The organism is Spongiactinospora sp. 9N601 (assembly GCF_044326295.1).
GTDB classification, from domain to species: Bacteria; Actinomycetota; Actinomycetes; order Streptosporangiales; family Streptosporangiaceae; genus Spongiactinospora; species Spongiactinospora gelatinilytica.
In genome coordinates, this window is the sequence record NZ_JBIRBB010000006.1 from 269,743 (window position 1) to 283,797 (window position 14,055).

Genomic DNA, 14,055 nt, shown 5'->3' on the forward strand with positions numbered 1-14,055 from the left:
GCCGTGCCGCTCGGGCCCGCGATCCGGGGCGACTCCGTTCCGGGCAGGGAGATTTTCGTTGGGGGATCCGGGTAACAGGTGACCGGTATGAGCATCGTGCGACTCGGCACCGTGACCACGAAGGTGCCGGCCCGGCTCGACCGGCTGCCCTGGTCGCGCTGGCACTGGATGATCGTGGTCGGCCTTGGCACCGTGTGGATCCTGGACGGCCTGGAAGTCACCATCGTCGGCAACCTGACCGCCCAGCTGGCCAGGCCGGGCAGCGGCCTGGACATCACCCAGACGCAGGTCGCCGGCGTGGCCGGGGCGCTGTACGTGGCGGGCGCGTGCACGGGGGCGCTGTTCTTCGGCTGGCTGACCGACCGGTTCGGCCGCAAGAAGCTGTTCATGATCACCCTGCTGGTCTACCTGGCCGCCACCGCGCTCACCGCCTTCTCCTTCCAGGTGTGGTGGTTCTTCCTGTTCAGGTTCATGACGGGGTTCGGCATCGGCGGGGAGTACGCGGCGATCAACTCGGCCATCGACGAGCTGATCCCGAGCCGGCACCGCGGCAAGATCGACATCATCATCAACGGCAGCTACTGGTTGGGCGCGGCGGGCGGCGCGCTGCTCACCGTGCCGCTGCTCAACGACCTGCCGGTGAACATCGGCTGGCGGGTCGCCTTCGGCATGGGCGTGGTGCTCGGCCTGGCCATCCTGCTGGTACGGCGGCACGTGCCGGAAAGCCCGCGCTGGCTGTTCATCCACGGCCGGGGCGAGGAGGCCGAACGCCTGGTCGGCGGCATCGAGCGGGAGGTCGAGCGGGAGACGGGCGCGCGCCTGGCCGAACCGGACGAGGCGATCACCATCCGCCAGCGCAGATCCACCGGCTTCGGCACCGTCGCCCACACCCTGATCCGGGCCTACCCCAGGCGCACCGTCCTCGGCTTGTCGCTGTTCATCGGCCAGGCGTTCCTCTACAACGCGATCACCTTCGGCTACGCCAACATCCTGGCCACCTTCTTCCAGATCGAGACGCACACCGGCTACTACTTCGCGGTGATCGCCATCGGCAACTTCCTCGGCCCGCTGCTGCTCGGCCACCTGTTCGACAGCGTCGGCAGGGTCCAGATGATCTCCGCCACCTACATCGGCTCCGGAGTGCTGCTGCTCATCACCGCCTGGCTGTTCGCCCAGGGCGCGCTCACCGCGGTGACCCTCACCGCCTGCTGGTGCCTGGTGCTCTTCGTGGCCTCGGCGGGCGCGAGTTCGGCGTACCTCACCGTCAGCGAGGTGTTCCCGATGGAGACCCGGGCGATGGCCATCGCGTTCTTCTACGCGATCGGCACCGCGGTCGGCGGCATCTCCGGCCCGCTGATCTTCGCCGGGCTGGTGGAGAGCGGCGTGCCCGGCGACACCGCGCTGGCCTTCGCGATCGGCGCGGTGCTGATGATCCTCGCGGGGGTGGTCGAGCTGTTCCTCGGGGTCAGGGCCGAGGGCAAGGGCCTGGAGGCGATCGCCCGGCCGCTCAGCGCCACGGCGTGACCGGCTCCCCGGCCGCCGCGCGCAGCGTCTCGGCGATCTCATCCGCCAGGGCGGGGGTGGCCGCCACGATGCCGCTCCACCTGCGGGTGAGGTCGGTGTCGCACTCGATCGGCCGCCCCCGAACGTCCCGTACCGCGCCGCCCGCCGCCTCGGCCAGCACGACCGAGGCGGCGATGTCCACCAGGCGATGGGTGTCGCTGGCGGCGTCGGCGAAGGCGTCGGTGGAGCCCTCGGCGACCAGGGCCGCCTCCAGGCACGAGGTGGACAGGATGCGGACCCGCCCGGCCCGCTCGGCGACCGCGCGCCACGCCCCGGCCGCGCCGGGGACGTCGAACCTGGGCCGCAGCAGTGAGACGGCGGCGCCGTCCAGCGCGGTACGGCCCGAGGTGCGCAGCCCGGTGGGCCGCCCCCGCGCCGCCCACCAGGATCGCCCGGTGTCCAGCCAGACGACCAGGCCCTCGGTGAACTCGCCGTCCACCGCGATGGCCCCGGCGAACGCGGTCAGCGGGACGCCCGCCGCGGCGTTGGCCGAGCCGTCCAGCGGGTCCATCACCAGCGTGACCGGCGAACCCCGATCGACGAACCCGGTCTCCTCGCTCAGCGCGTTGGCGGCGGTGCCCTCGATCGCCGCCAGGATGGCCGACTCCACCAGCACGTCGATCCGCATGGTGGGGGTGCCGTCCGCGCCGTCGGCCACGTACTCGGCCAGGGCCGCCCTGTCGTACGCGGCGCGGGCGTCGTGGTAGGCGGTCAGGGCCGCCTCGGCCGCCGTGCGCAGCACCGGATGCGCCTCCGGCGTCACCACGACAGCTCCAGGGGCCTGGCCTCGGGGATGCGGTCGGCGGCGCAGTGCGACAGCCGTACCGTCGGCCAGCCGCCGGTGACCGTGACCGCGACCAGGTCGGCGCGCGCGCCGGGCACCAGGCGACCCCGGTCGGTCAGCCCCGCCACCCTGGCCGGGCCGGAGGTGACCAGGGCGACCGCCCGGTGCAGCGGGACCAGGCCGTCCGCGGCCAGCCGCATCGCCGCAGCCAGCATCGCGGCCGGCAGGTAGTCGCTGGACAGCGCGTCGGCCAGCCCGGCCGCGATCAGCTCCCTGGCGGCCACGTTGCCCGAGTGCGAGCCTCCGCGCAGTACGTTGGGCGCGCCCGCGACGATGTCCAGGCCCAGTTCGCGCGCCGCGCGGGCGGCCCCGACGGTCGTCGGGAACTCCGCCACCCGCACCCCCCTCTCGTGCGCGAGCGCGACCTCCTCGGCGGTCACCGGGTCGTGCGCGAGCACCCGGGCCCGGCCCGTCCTGGCCTGCTCGCTCAGCCAGTTCAGCGCGACCGGGCGGTGCCAGGCGCGGGTGTCCCGTTCGGCCACCAGGGCGTCCATCATCGTCTGGGCCTGCTCGGCGGAGATCCCCTGGCTGCCCTCCAGCCACTTGCGGTAGTAGACGGCGTCCCGGTACTGCCCCTGGCCGGGAGTGTGGTCCTCGTAGGACACCAGCGGCGGCACATCGGTGTCCAGGGCGGCCAGCCGTGGCTCCAGCGCGGCCAGCGCGGCCGGGTCGCGGGCGTCGAGGCGGAACAGGTACCGGTGGTCCACCATCGGGTCGCCGCCCGCCCGCCGCGCGACGGCCTCGGTGATCGCCACGGCCTGGTCCAGGTTGCGGCCCTTGCGCGGGGCGGTCTGGTAGCCGATGCCGTGGAAGATCGTGGTGACCCCGGCGGCCCGCACGCGGCCCTCGAAGCTCGCCACCGCGAAGTCCACGTCGAACTCGGCGTTGGGGCGCGGGTTCAGCTCCTTTTCCAGGCCGTCGCTGTGGGTGTCCACCAGGCCGGGCAGCAGCAGCGCGCCGCGCAGGTCCACCGCCTCGGCGGGGACCGCGCCGGGACGCGCGGCGGTCACCTCGGTGATCACCCCGTCCTCGGCCGCGACCAGCGCGTCCTCGATCACCCGGTCCGGTAGTACGGCTGTCGCGTGCGCGAAGATATTGATCATCTGGCCACCTCCAGGGTGCCGTGGCGAAGGGTTTGCGAAGGATCGCCCTGGCGGGCGATCCGCCCGCCCTCAAGGACCACCACGCGGGTGGCCAGCCGTTCGATCGCCTCAAGGTCGTGGAACACCGACAGCACGGCCGTGCCGCCGCCGCCCAGGCCGGCGATCATGCCGAGCACCGCCTCCCGGTTGACCGGGTCCAGCGCGGAGACCGGCTCGTCGAGCAGCAGCAGCCGGGGCGGGGAGATGGTCCCGGCGGCCAGGTTGACCCGCTGCTTCTGCCCGCCGGACAGCACGGTGGTGTGCATGGCCCACAGGCGTTCTTCGATGCCGAGCCCGCGCAGCGCCACCGCGGCGGCGTCGCGGGCGGTCGCGGCGTCCATGCCCCGCCGTACTCCGGCGCGGGCCACCAGGTCGAGCACGCCCCGGCGGGGTTCTCCGCGCAGGAACTGCGAGACGTAGCCGATCTCCCGGCCGCGCAGGTCGGCGACCTCCGGGTCGGACAGCGCCACCAGGTCGACCACCGCGCCGGTGGCCGTGGTGAACCGGATCTCGCCGGAGCCCGGCACGTAGGTGCGGTACACGCAGCGCAGCAGCGAGGACTTGCCCGCGCCGGAGGTCCCGGCCAGCGCCACGTGCTCGCCCGCGCAGACGTCCAGGTCCACGCCCGCCAGGGCGGGGACCACGCGGCCGTCCACGGTGTGCAGGGTGAACGATTTGGTGAGGTTCCTGATGGAGAGCATGGGCCTCATCCCCTCGCGGCCGAGACGAGCCGCTGGCTGTAGGCGTCCTGCGGATCTTCGAGCAACTGGTCGGTGAGCCCGGCCTCCACGATCCGGCCGTGCTGCATGACCACGACCCTGCGGGTCAGCGCCTCGATGACGGCGAAGTCGTGCGACACGACCACGGCGGCCACGCCCAGTTCCTCCAGCAGGCCGCGCAGCAGGTCCAAGACCCCGGCCGCGACCGACGCGTCCAGGCCGGTGGTGGGCTCGTCCAGGAGCAGGATCGCGGGCCGGTTGGCCAGCGCCTTGGCGATCTGCACCCGCTGGCGCATGCCGCCGGAGAAGGTGTCCACCACGTGGTTCATCCGGGACAGCGGTACCTCGGTGCGCTCCAGCAGCTCCGCGGCCCTGGCGCTGATGTTCCCGAAGTGCCGCCAGCCCGCCGCGGTGAGCCGGTCGGCGATGTTGCCGCCCGCGCTGACCCGCAGGTCCAGCCCGGCGGCCGGGTCCTGGTACACCACGGAGATCCGGTCCACCCGCAGTGCCCGGCGGGCGGAGTCGTCCAGGTCGAGCAGGTTCGCATCCGGCATCCCGGCGATCCGCACGTCGCCCGCGGTGGCCCGCTCGTCCCCGGCGATGCAGCGCAGCACGGTGGACTTGCCCGAACCGCTCTCGCCCACCAGGCCGAGCGCCTCGCCCGGCTCGACCTCGAAGGACACGTCCCAGCAGGCGATCATCGCGCCGGTGGCGGGCGAAAGGGCGGTGCCGTGCTCGGGGCCGGTGCCGGCCAGCGACGCCGGGCCCGGATCTCCGTAGATCTTGCCGAGCCCCTCGACCTTCAGGGCGCTCATCGGTCCTCCTCCATGCGGTTGCGGGCGCAGTGGTCGGTGTCGCTGCACACCCAGTGGACCGTTCCGTCCCGGGTGGGCTCCTCCACCAGGTAGGTGCCGGCCGAGCCGCAGTGGCGGCAGGCCGCCCCCGGCGTGTGCTCGACCTCGAACGGCACGTCCTCGAAGGTCAGCGGTTCGACCAGGGTGTGCGGCGGTACGGCGTAGATGCGCTTCTCGCGTCCCGCGCCGAACAGGGTCAGGTGCGCCGAGTGGTCCAGCTTGGGCACGTCGAAGCGCGGGATCGGGGTGGGGGAGATCACGTAGCGGCCGTTCACCAGGCACGGGTAGCCCGCCGAACGGGTGACCACGCCGTTGCGCACGATGTCCTCGTACAGGCTGACCCACATCTTGGCGTAGTCGGCCTCGGCGTGCATCCGCCGCTGCTCGCGCATGTCCGACACCACGCCGCGCAGCGGCTCGGGCACCGGCACCTGCAGGACCAGCACCTGCTCCTCGGTCATCGGCGTCTCGGGGATGCGGTGCCGCGACTGCACGAGGGTGGCCTCACGGGTGTCGGTGACCTCGTCGCAGCCGGCCTGCCCGCACACCAGCCTGCGCAGGTTGGCGGCGTTGACCCCGGCGTCCTCGCCCTGGTCGATGACCTTGAGCCGGTCCTCGGGGCCGACCAGGGCCAGCGTCACCTGCAGCCCGCCCGAGCCCCAGCCGCGGGCGACCGGCATCTCCCTGGAGCCGAACGGCACCTGGTAGCCCGGTACGGCCACGGCCGTGAGGACGGCTCTGCGCACCTCGCGCCGGGACAGCTCGTCGAAGATCCCGGTGGTCTCCGCGTCCCCGGCCAGGCCGCGCAGGGCCGTACCCGGGCGCAGGGTGGTGGTCATCGGGCGCCTCCATCGGCGGACGAGCCCCTGACCGCGCGCTTGCGGTCCAGGAGCGAGCGGAAGTCGACGTAGTGGGGGAGCTTGAGGTGCTCAAGGAAGCCGCACGCCTCGATCCCGTCGAGGGTGATCAGCACCCGCTGCTCCAGCTCGGTACGGCCGCCGTCGCGGTGGACCAGCAGGTCCAGCCCGGCCATGGCGATGGCCTTGCGCTCGTTGTGGCCGAAGCACAGCCCGTAGCCGAGGTCCAGCCTGCTGCGGTCCTCCTCGGGCCGGTCCAGGTCGTCGATGGTCTCGACCTCGGTGACCCGGATCTCGGTGACCGTGACCGGGCGGCCGGTGACGGGGTGGGCCACCTTGACCGGCAGCCAGCCGTGCCGTACCTCGCCGGGGATCTCGTGGCCGTGCTTGACGGTGCTGAAGGTGTAGGCGTACCAGAGGTTCACCAGCGCGCCGGTCTCGGCGCGCGCCAGCGCGGCCAGTACGGCCGAGCGCGGCGCACCCGGCCGCACCGGGACCCGGGTGATGTCGAACGGCTCCGGGTCCCCGGCATCCGCGCCGGGCCGCCGTTCCACGACCATGTCCATCTCGCGCAGCAGGCCGATCAGCCGCGGCGGATGCCGGAGGTCCTGGTCCTCGGTGGTGACCGGCTCGTCGTGGCCGTGTCCGTGCCCGTGCTCATGGGCGTGGTCGTGCGGCGCGTCCTCGGCCGCGTCGGCGTCCTCGGGCATCAGGTCCAGCAGCCGGCCCACGTAGTCGGTGGTACGGCCGAGGAGCTGGCGGCCCGGCGGGTTGCGGAAGGCCGAGGAGATGCGCCGGATCACCCGCAGCTCGTCGGTGGAGGCCACCTCGGAGTAGGCCAGGCGGGGGATCGAGGAACGGTGGGCGCGCAGCAACTGGGCGGCCTCCATCACGTCGCCCTCGGCCTGGCGCAGTGCCCGCGCGGCCAGCTCCGGCGACCACAGCCCGCCCTCGCCCATCACCCGGTCCACGGCGAGGCCCATCCGCTCGATGAGCTGGGCGAGGCCGATCCGGTCGCTGCCGGCCTCCTCGCCGCTGCGCCGTACCAGCCGCTCGGCCGCGAGGATCGCCTCGGTGCCGCCGCGCGCGTTGGAAAATCCCATCAGTCCTCTCCTTCGAGCGTGATCCGCGTGCTGCGCGGCAGGCCGGCCACCGCGCCGTCCGGCGCGACCAGGAAGGTGTCGATCCCGGCGGGGAAGCCGGCGTTGGCCGCGGCCAGCGCCCTGGCGGCGTCCGCGCCGAATCCCCGCACCGCGAGGACGGCCCGCCCGTCGATCCCGGGCCCGGTGAGCGTCAGCGCCGTGTCGCCCGGCGCGGCCTGCGCGCCGGGGAGCAGCGCGTCCACCGCCTGTACCAGGCGCGCGCCCAGCTCGGGGTGCAGCGCGTCGCCGCGCGGCAGCGCGCCGATCTCGGCGGGCGTGAGCGGGCGCAGCGCCAGCACCAGGCGGGCCGCGTCCGGGTCGGCGGCGGGCGCGCCGGTCGCCACGCGCAGGGCCCGCGCCCATTCCCGCCGCCCGCCGTCGGCCAGTACGGCCAGCGGGACCTCCACGTCCGCCAGCCCGGCCACCGGAATGGTCGCGGCGGGCGTCCCCGGGGTCACCGCCAGGTGGCCGATCCGCCCCGGCCGGGACAGCACGTCCAGCAGCACCCGGAAGTCGCGCTGGGAGGCGCGCGGGTCGCGCCGCACCCCTCGCACATCCGCCAGGCTCGTGCTCGCGGTCATGGCAGTTCCTCGAAGGTCACCAAGGTCGGGGCGATCCGCGCCCATTCCTCGTCGATCTCGCGCCGCCTGCGCCGCTCGACGGCCGCGCACAGTTCCTCCACCTCGGCGGACTCCGGCAGCCCGGCGGCGCAGACCGCGTCCAGCAGGGCGGCGGCCAGCGCGGCGATGCGGTCGTCGTCGCCGCGCATCGACCAGCCGGCGACGCCCGCGACCTCCGCTCCGCAGCGGGTCACGAGCACCTCCCCGAGGTAGAAGCGCTCCTCGGCGATGGGTTCGCGCACCTGGAGCATCACCATCCCCACCTCCGGCGGGACCAGGACGGCCGGTTCGCCGAGCGCGCCCTGGGCGAGCAGGCGTTCGGCCAGCGCGACGAGTTCGTCGCGGGTGGCCGCGGACAGCAGTTCGGCGCGGTGCTCGGTCGTGAGCTTCGCGGTCACGGTGTTCGTTCCTCCATCTCGAAGCTGATGTTGAGCACGTCCGCGCGCATGTACGTGCGGGCGCTCTCGATGGGCGTTCCGTGCGAGGTGCGGTTGACGCTCTCGGCCAGCCAGGTCGGCGTCCGGTCCACGGTGAGGTGGTCGGCGATCACCTGCGGCGGGCTGGCCAGGCTGATCCGGTAGCGCAGCCGCTGCACGGCGATGCCGTAGCGCCTGCGCAGCGCGGTGGCCAGGGACGCCTCGCCGGTCAGCGCGGCGTCCAGGCCGGGCAGCGCGCGGTGCGGGAGCACGCTGGTCGCGTACGCCGCCACCTCCCCGTTCACGGTGAAGACGCGCTCCACCGACCACACGGCGCTGGCGGCGGGCAGGGCGAGCTGGCGGCACTCCTGCTCCACGGCCCGCCGTACGGCGACCGAGATCAGCCGCACCCCCGGCACGCCGCCCGCGCGGCGCAGTGTCTCGCTGAACGAGGGCGGCCACGCGGGGCTGATGACATAGTCCAGCCGGCCCCTTCGGAACGTTCCACGGCCTTGCACCCGGTGGACCAGCAGGCGGCGTTCCAGCTCCTGCAGCGCCGCCCGGGCGGTGGGCCGGCTGACGCCGAACCGGCTGGCCAGGGCGTGCTCGCTCGGCACCCGTGAGCCCACGGGCACGTGCTGCAGTTCTGACTCCAGCTCTTCTGCCATCTCCAAATAGCGGTGGGAGCTTGTCATGACAAGCAGGTTGGCCGCCGATGGTGAACCGGAGGGGCCCGGCGGGTGAATCGGCACCTGCCGGGCGGTCACCGTCACCGCAACGCCCCTCGCAGCGACGCCGACACCAGCTCCACGACCAGCACGATCGCGAAGATCGGCAGCACGATCGCGGTCACCACGTCGTAGTCCAGCGAGCGGATGTGCCGGCTGAGCGCGAAGCCGATCTCGCCCGCGCCCACGATGCCGAGCACCAGGAAGGAGCGCAGGTTGACGTCCAGGGCGTACAGGGAGTGGCCGGTGAGGCGCGGGGTGAGCTGGCCCAGCACCGTGTACAGAAGCTCCTGCACCCGGCCCGCCCCGGTCGAGAGGATCGCCTCCTTGGGACCGGGGCGGATCTCCTCGGCGGTGTCGGCGACCAGCTTGCCCACGAAAGAGGCGGTGAACAGCGAGAGCGCGCAGGTGCCCGCCACCGCGCCCTCGGCGATCCCAAAGGCGGCCACGAACAGCAGCACCAGCAGCAGGTCCGGGATCGAGCGCAGGAAGGCCAGCGCGGCCCGGGCCGCCGCGCGCACCGCCGGATGCGGCGCCACGGTACGCGCGGCCAGCAGGCCCAGCACCAGCCCGCCGAGCACGCCCAGGAACGTGGCGGCCATCGCGATCGCGCAGACCTCGGCCAGGCCGGGGCCGAGGATGTCCAGCACCGGCGCGAAGTCCGGCGGGAAGAACTCGGTGAGCGCCCGCAGCGAGCCCGCGGCGGTCGCCGGGGCCGCGTCCGGCGTCGCCCCCGAGCGCCAGCAGGCCACCGCCGCGACGAGCAGGCCGCCCCAGACCGCGACGTGCGTGACGGTACGGCCGGCCGTCCACGGCACCCGGGTGCCGCGCACCGGGGGCAGCCCGCTCGCCCGGCCGCCGCCGATCAGCAGCGAGCGCAGCCCCAGCGAGACCGCCTCGACCAGGAACACCACCGCCACCACCACGCACGAGATGCCGAGCGCCTCCCGGTAGTCGGTGAACCCGAACGCGGTGCGCAGGTCCATCCCGATCCCGCCCGCGCCGACCGCCCCGAGCAGCACCGAGGCACGGAAGTTGATGTCGATCCGGTACAGCGTGACCGCCACCATGGACGGCACCGCCTGCGGGAAGATCCCGGCCAGCAGCCGCCGTACCGGACCGGCCCCCGTGGCCGCCACCGCCTCTCCGATCCCGTCGTCGGCCGCCTCCACCGCCTCGGTGAACAGCTTGCCCAGCATGCCGATGGAGTGCAGGCCGAGCGCGAGCACGCCGGGCAGCGGGCCGATGCCGAGCGCCGCCACGAAGAAGATGGCGAACACGATGTCGGGGATCGCCCGGCAGCCGACGATCATCGCGAGCGCCAGGGACCGCACGGCCGGGCCGGGCGTGGTGTTGCGCGCCGCCAGCACGGCCAGCACCGTGGCCGCGGCGACCGCGAGCGCCGTGCCCGCGATCGTCATCGACAGGGTGTCCAGGACGTGGGCGAAGGTGGTCGCGGGCGCGGCCAGCGTGGGAGTCCAGGCCCGCGCGAGCAGCGCCCCCATCGCGTCGCCGCCCTCGGCCAGGGCGGCGAGGCCGATCCCGACGTGCTGCACCGCGAGCAGGCCGAGCCCGGCGAACACGACGGGGTAGGCCCACGCGGCGATCCTGCGCGCGCTCGGCGGCGGCGTCAGCGGGACCGCGCCCGCGGCCGGCCCGAGGCCGCGGGCACGGGTGGCCGATCCATGCGTCATGCGCCGGCGCCCACGGCGACCGGCGCCGCCGGCACGTAGACCTGCCGCAGCCGCTCATGGTCGAGCGCGCCGGTCGGCTGGTCGAGCACCACACGGCCGTCGCGCAGGCCGACGACCCTGCGGGTCCAGGCCAGCGCGAGGTCGATCTGGTGCAGGCTGCACACCACGGTGAGCCGGTCCTCCAGGCAGATCCGGAACAGCAGGTCCATCACCTGGGCGGCGGACTCGGGGTCCAGCGAGGCCACCGGCTCGTCGGCGAGCACCAGTTCCGGGCGCTGCATGAGCATCCTGGCGATGGCCACCCGCTGCTGCTGACCGCCGGACAGGCTGTCGGCGCGCTGGTAGGCGCGGTCGGCGAGGCCGACCCGGTCCAGGTGCTCGATGGCCGCCGCGCGGTCGGTCTTCGGCCAGGTGACGATGCCGTACCGGGGCAGCGGGTCGCGGCCGAGCGCGCCGGTCAGCACGTTCTCCAGTACCGTGAGCCGCCCGATCAGGTTGAACTGCTGGAAGACCATGCCGACCCGGCGGCGCAGCGCGCGCAGGGCGCGCCCGCGCGCGGTGACGACGTCCACCCCGAGCACGCGTACGGTCCCCGAGTCCGGCCGGGCGAGCCCGTTGAGGTGGCGCAGCAGGGTGGACTTGCCCGACCCCGAGGGCCCGACCAGGGCGACCAGTTCGCCCGCGGTCACGGTCAGGCCGACGCCGTCGCAGGCGCGCGTCTCACCGTACGTCTTGACCAGCGAGCCGACTTCCACGATGTGGTCCGTGCCGTGGTTCATGCCGCTACGCCTCCGAGCACTTGTCATGCTTGGTCGCCGCGCAGACCGTGCGAATCGGGTCGAAGGTGGCGTCGTTCACCGCGCCGAAGCCCCACACCTCGCCGTCGGAGGTGACCTTGCAGGCACCGGCGTCGGCGCAGATGCCGAGCGCGACCATGCGGTCCTTGTTGGCGTCCTTGACGAAGGTGTCGGCCAGCTTGGTCTTGATGTCGGCGGGCAGCGCGTCGCTGATGGCGATCGGGGAGTTGGGGATGGGCTCGGACTTCCAGACGACCTTCACGTCGCCCTGCTTGATCTTGCCCTTCTCCACCAGCAGCTTGTCCACCATCTGGTCGTAGGCGAAGCCCGCGTCGCAGGTGCCCCCGGTCACGGAGGTGACGCTGTTGTCGTGGCCGCCCGCCATCACGGGGGAGACGCCGGTCTTGGGGTCGATGCCCGCGCCCACCAGCGCGGCGGCGGGGAACAGGTAGCCCGACGTGGAGCCGGGATCGACGAAGCACACCTTCTTGCCCTTGAGCCCGGCCAGGCCCTTGATCGGGCTGCCGGCCTTGACGACCGCGTAGCTCACATAGGTGGGCGGCTGCCCCTCGGTGACCGTGGACGCGATCGGGGTGATCTTGGCGCCGTTGTTCCGGGCGAGCACGTAGGAGAGCGGGCCGAACTCCGCGATGTCGATCTTGCCGGAGACGGTGCCCTCGATCACCGCGTTGTAGTCGGTGGAGCGGACGAACTTCACCTTCCTGCCGGTGTTCTTCTCGATCAGCTTGATGACGTTGGCGTAGTCGACGACCGGGTCGGCGTTCTGCTCGGCGGGGATGGCGGCGAACGTCAGCTCCTCGCCGCTCTCGGCCCCTGCGGTGGACGAGGAGCAGGCGGACAGGGCGGCGGCGACGGCGACACCCAGTGACGCGGCGCACAGCGCGCGACGTGACATGTTCAGGCTCCGATACGTGCTCGGTGTACTTTGCGGGGGTTTGGGGGTTGTTATCAGCTTTTGTCGTTTTGGCTGACTACAACCGTGCAGGTGCAAGTGGAGGAGACCTTCAGGGGAAACTGACGGCGCATGAACGGGCCGGTTAAATCCTGGTGACGCCCCCTATAGGACAGGATCTGACCGTTTGTCAGGTGCTGCTGGAGTGGCCTAAGGGGAGGGGTGGTTCTGGTCAGCCGTAACCGGGGAGGCTAGCCTCGACTTTCGTCATCGGGGCTCCAGCCGGTGCCCGCGTCCTGGCAAAGCGCGGGCGGGCGGGAGGAGAGAGAGCAGCACAGGGGGATGGAACTCATGCCACAGCACCCGCCACTGGCTCCGGCGTGGCCGCCGAACCGCTTCGAGGTGCGCTGGGAGCTTCCCGGCGGCGGAGTGGAGAGCGATGGCTACCACTTCGCCGACTGGGCGCGAGAGGCCGCCCGCCGCGCGTACGGCCGCGGCATGGCGCGCAACGTGCACGTGGTGCGGCTCGGCGACGGCGTCGTGGTCTTCGACCCGGGCAACGAGGTCGAGCTGCCGGTCGAGGAGTGGTGAGGCGCTAGACGACCGGTGAGGTCGATGAGGAGCCAGGGGTAGCGACTCCTTCCCTCCGCGTGCGGGGGACGGGCCGGCCATGAGGGTACATCGCCTTCGTCGCCCGCCGTCCGGCCCCCGATTGGAGAGCAAGCGCCATGCCGCCCTGGTCCGCCGAACTCGCGGGTCGCCTCGACCACCACGTCATCGACAGCGCGCTGCTGCGCGGCAACCCGCTCGGCGACCCGCACCGCAGGCCGCTGCTCGTCTACGTGCCGCCCGGCTACGACGACGAGCCGCGGCGGCGCTATCCGGCCGTCTACGTCACCCAGGGCTACACGGGCCAGGTCGGCATGTGGCTGAACCACGTGCCGTTCCGCCGCTCCTATCCCGAGCTGGCCGACGCCGTGTTCGCCGAGAGGCGGGCCCCGCCCGCGATCGTGGTCTACCTCGACGCGTGGACCTCCTACGGCGGCAGCCAGTACCTCGACTCGCCCGCCACCGGGCGCTACCACTCCTACCTGTGCGACGAGATCGTGCCGTGGGTGGACGCCAGGTACCGCACCCTGGCGAGCCGCGACCACCGGGCCATCACCGGCAAGTCCAGCGGCGGCTACGCGGCCATGGTCACCCCCATGCTGCGCCCCGGCGTGTTCGGCGCGCTCGCCACCCACGCGGGCGACGCGCTCTTCGAGGTCGCCTACCGGCCCGCGTTCCCGGCCCGCGCCCGGCTGCTGCGCGACCACCACGACGGGTCCTACCCCGGCTTCCTGGCCGACTTCAGGAGCAGGATCGCCGGCACCAGGCCGGGCGACCTGGAGCTGATGGAGATCTACGCCTACGCGGCGGCCTACTCCGCCGACGGCGACGGCACCGTGCGCATCCCCTTCGACGACACCGGCGCGGTCGTGCCCGCTGTGTGGGAGCGCTGGCTGGCCCACGACCCGGTGCTGATGGCCGCCCGGCCCGCGCACGCCGAGGCGCTGCGGTCGATGCGCGCGATCTGGATCGACGCCGGCGACGGCGACGAGTACTACCTCGACTTCGGCGCGGTGGCCTTCCGCCGCGCCGTGCAGGCGGCCGGTGTGCCCGGCGAACGCGTCCACTTCGAGTTGTTCGACGCCGGGCACGCCGGCATCGAGTACCGCTACCCGCTCGCCCTGGCCTGGCTGTGCGAACGCCTCGCCACCTGATCA

At 73.2% G+C, this 14,055-nt stretch carries 15 protein-coding genes; 3 read left to right on the top strand and 12 right to left on the bottom strand.

What is annotated here, in order from left to right:
• Nucleotides 1-87: 87 nt before the first annotated feature.
• Entirely contained in the window at nt 88-1,524 is a 1,437-nt protein-coding gene (locus ACH34R_RS16225) for an MFS transporter (protein ID WP_397562245.1), read from the top strand.
• Here ACH34R_RS16225 and ACH34R_RS16230 read toward each other — a convergent pair.
• The 12 genes from ACH34R_RS16230 to ACH34R_RS16285 form a co-directional block, all read right to left on the bottom strand.
• Entirely contained in the window at nt 1,508-2,329 is an 822-nt protein-coding gene (locus tag ACH34R_RS16230; protein ID WP_397562246.1) for an inositol monophosphatase family protein, read from the bottom strand. The genes ACH34R_RS16225 and ACH34R_RS16230 overlap by 17 nt on opposite strands.
• Nucleotides 2,323-3,510, bottom strand: coding sequence for an alpha-D-ribose 1-methylphosphonate 5-triphosphate diphosphatase (locus ACH34R_RS16235; RefSeq protein WP_397562247.1), 1,188 nt, complete (start codon nt 3,508-3,510; stop codon nt 2,323-2,325). Before ACH34R_RS16235 ends, ACH34R_RS16230 begins: the two co-directional genes overlap by 7 nt.
• Nucleotides 3,507-4,250 carry an ATP-binding cassette domain-containing protein gene (locus ACH34R_RS16240; RefSeq protein ID WP_397562248.1) on the bottom strand — a complete coding sequence of 248 codons (744 nt, stop codon included), beginning with the start codon at nt 4,248-4,250 and terminating at the stop codon, nt 3,507-3,509. The genes ACH34R_RS16235 and ACH34R_RS16240 overlap by 4 nt, the downstream gene beginning before the upstream one ends.
• 5 nt (nt 4,251-4,255) lie before the next feature.
• Complete coding sequence (locus ACH34R_RS16245; RefSeq protein ID WP_397562249.1) at nt 4,256-5,083, bottom strand: ATP-binding cassette domain-containing protein; 828 nt, start codon at nt 5,081-5,083, stop codon at nt 4,256-4,258.
• Nucleotides 5,080-5,961: an alpha-D-ribose 1-methylphosphonate 5-phosphate C-P-lyase PhnJ gene (locus tag ACH34R_RS16250; protein WP_397562250.1), complete on the bottom strand. Its 882-nt coding sequence runs from the start codon at nt 5,959-5,961 to the stop codon at nt 5,080-5,082. The genes ACH34R_RS16245 and ACH34R_RS16250 overlap by 4 nt, the downstream gene beginning before the upstream one ends.
• Nucleotides 5,958-7,082, bottom strand: coding sequence for a carbon-phosphorus lyase complex subunit PhnI (locus tag ACH34R_RS16255; protein WP_397562251.1), 1,125 nt, complete (start codon nt 7,080-7,082; stop codon nt 5,958-5,960). The genes ACH34R_RS16250 and ACH34R_RS16255 overlap by 4 nt, the downstream gene beginning before the upstream one ends.
• Nucleotides 7,082-7,702: a phosphonate C-P lyase system protein PhnH gene (phnH, locus tag ACH34R_RS16260; protein ID WP_397562252.1), complete on the bottom strand. Its 621-nt coding sequence runs from the start codon at nt 7,700-7,702 to the stop codon at nt 7,082-7,084. The genes ACH34R_RS16255 and phnH overlap by 1 nt, the downstream gene beginning before the upstream one ends.
• Entirely contained in the window at nt 7,699-8,139 is a 441-nt protein-coding gene (locus ACH34R_RS16265; RefSeq protein WP_111166502.1) for a phosphonate C-P lyase system protein PhnG, read from the bottom strand. The genes phnH and ACH34R_RS16265 overlap by 4 nt, the downstream gene beginning before the upstream one ends.
• Entirely contained in the window at nt 8,136-8,852 is a 717-nt protein-coding gene (locus ACH34R_RS16270) for a GntR family transcriptional regulator (RefSeq protein ID WP_397562253.1), read from the bottom strand. The genes ACH34R_RS16265 and ACH34R_RS16270 overlap by 4 nt, the downstream gene beginning before the upstream one ends.
• A gap of 74 nt (nt 8,853-8,926) precedes the next feature.
• Nucleotides 8,927-10,579 carry a phosphonate ABC transporter, permease protein PhnE gene (gene phnE, locus ACH34R_RS16275; RefSeq protein WP_397562254.1) on the bottom strand — a complete coding sequence of 551 codons (1,653 nt, stop codon included), beginning with the start codon at nt 10,577-10,579 and terminating at the stop codon, nt 8,927-8,929.
• Entirely contained in the window at nt 10,576-11,358 is a 783-nt protein-coding gene (gene phnC, locus ACH34R_RS16280) for a phosphonate ABC transporter ATP-binding protein (protein WP_397562255.1), read from the bottom strand. Before phnC ends, phnE begins: the two co-directional genes overlap by 4 nt.
• A gap of 4 nt (nt 11,359-11,362) precedes the next feature.
• Nucleotides 11,363-12,292 carry a phosphate/phosphite/phosphonate ABC transporter substrate-binding protein gene (locus ACH34R_RS16285; RefSeq protein ID WP_397562256.1) on the bottom strand — a complete coding sequence of 310 codons (930 nt, stop codon included), beginning with the start codon at nt 12,290-12,292 and terminating at the stop codon, nt 11,363-11,365.
• Nucleotides 12,293-12,640: 348 nt separating this feature from the next.
• Here ACH34R_RS16285 and ACH34R_RS16290 point away from each other — a divergent pair, with 348 nt between their 5' ends.
• The gene (locus tag ACH34R_RS16290) at nt 12,641-12,880 is read left to right on the top strand and encodes a hypothetical protein (RefSeq protein ID WP_146607333.1); all 240 of its coding nucleotides are present in this window, start codon (nt 12,641-12,643) and stop codon (nt 12,878-12,880) included.
• A gap of 137 nt (nt 12,881-13,017) precedes the next feature.
• Nucleotides 13,018-14,052 carry an alpha/beta hydrolase-fold protein gene (locus ACH34R_RS16295; protein ID WP_397562257.1) on the top strand — a complete coding sequence of 345 codons (1,035 nt, stop codon included), beginning with the start codon at nt 13,018-13,020 and terminating at the stop codon, nt 14,050-14,052.
• The last annotated feature ends 3 nt before the right edge of the window (nt 14,053-14,055 follow it).

Excerpts from the sequence above, each read along its gene's own strand:
- ACH34R_RS16250 (WP_397562250.1), bottom strand. The coding sequence starts at position 5,961 with ATGACCACCACCCTGCGCCCGGGTACGGCCCTGCGCGGCCTGGCCGGG.
- ACH34R_RS16270 (WP_397562253.1), bottom strand. The coding sequence starts at position 8,852 with ATGACAAGCTCCCACCGCTATTTGGAGATGGCAGAAGAGCTGGAGTCA.
- ACH34R_RS16245 (WP_397562249.1), bottom strand. The coding sequence starts at position 5,083 with ATGAGCGCCCTGAAGGTCGAGGGGCTCGGCAAGATCTACGGAGATCCG.
- phnE (WP_397562254.1), bottom strand. The coding sequence starts at position 10,579 with ATGACGCATGGATCGGCCACCCGTGCCCGCGGCCTCGGGCCGGCCGCG.
- ACH34R_RS16240 (WP_397562248.1), bottom strand. The coding sequence starts at position 4,250 with ATGCTCTCCATCAGGAACCTCACCAAATCGTTCACCCTGCACACCGTG.
- ACH34R_RS16235 (WP_397562247.1), bottom strand. The coding sequence starts at position 3,510 with ATGATCAATATCTTCGCGCACGCGACAGCCGTACTACCGGACCGGGTG.
- ACH34R_RS16290 (WP_146607333.1), top strand. The coding sequence starts at position 12,641 with ATGCCACAGCACCCGCCACTGGCTCCGGCGTGGCCGCCGAACCGCTTC.
- ACH34R_RS16255 (WP_397562251.1), bottom strand. The coding sequence starts at position 7,082 with ATGGGATTTTCCAACGCGCGCGGCGGCACCGAGGCGATCCTCGCGGCC.
- phnC (WP_397562255.1), bottom strand. The coding sequence starts at position 11,358 with ATGAACCACGGCACGGACCACATCGTGGAAGTCGGCTCGCTGGTCAAG.
- phnH (WP_397562252.1), bottom strand. The coding sequence starts at position 7,702 with ATGACCGCGAGCACGAGCCTGGCGGATGTGCGAGGGGTGCGGCGCGAC.
- ACH34R_RS16285 (WP_397562256.1), bottom strand. The coding sequence starts at position 12,292 with ATGTCACGTCGCGCGCTGTGCGCCGCGTCACTGGGTGTCGCCGTCGCC.
- ACH34R_RS16225 (WP_397562245.1), top strand. The coding sequence starts at position 88 with ATGAGCATCGTGCGACTCGGCACCGTGACCACGAAGGTGCCGGCCCGG.
- ACH34R_RS16295 (WP_397562257.1), top strand. The coding sequence starts at position 13,018 with ATGCCGCCCTGGTCCGCCGAACTCGCGGGTCGCCTCGACCACCACGTC.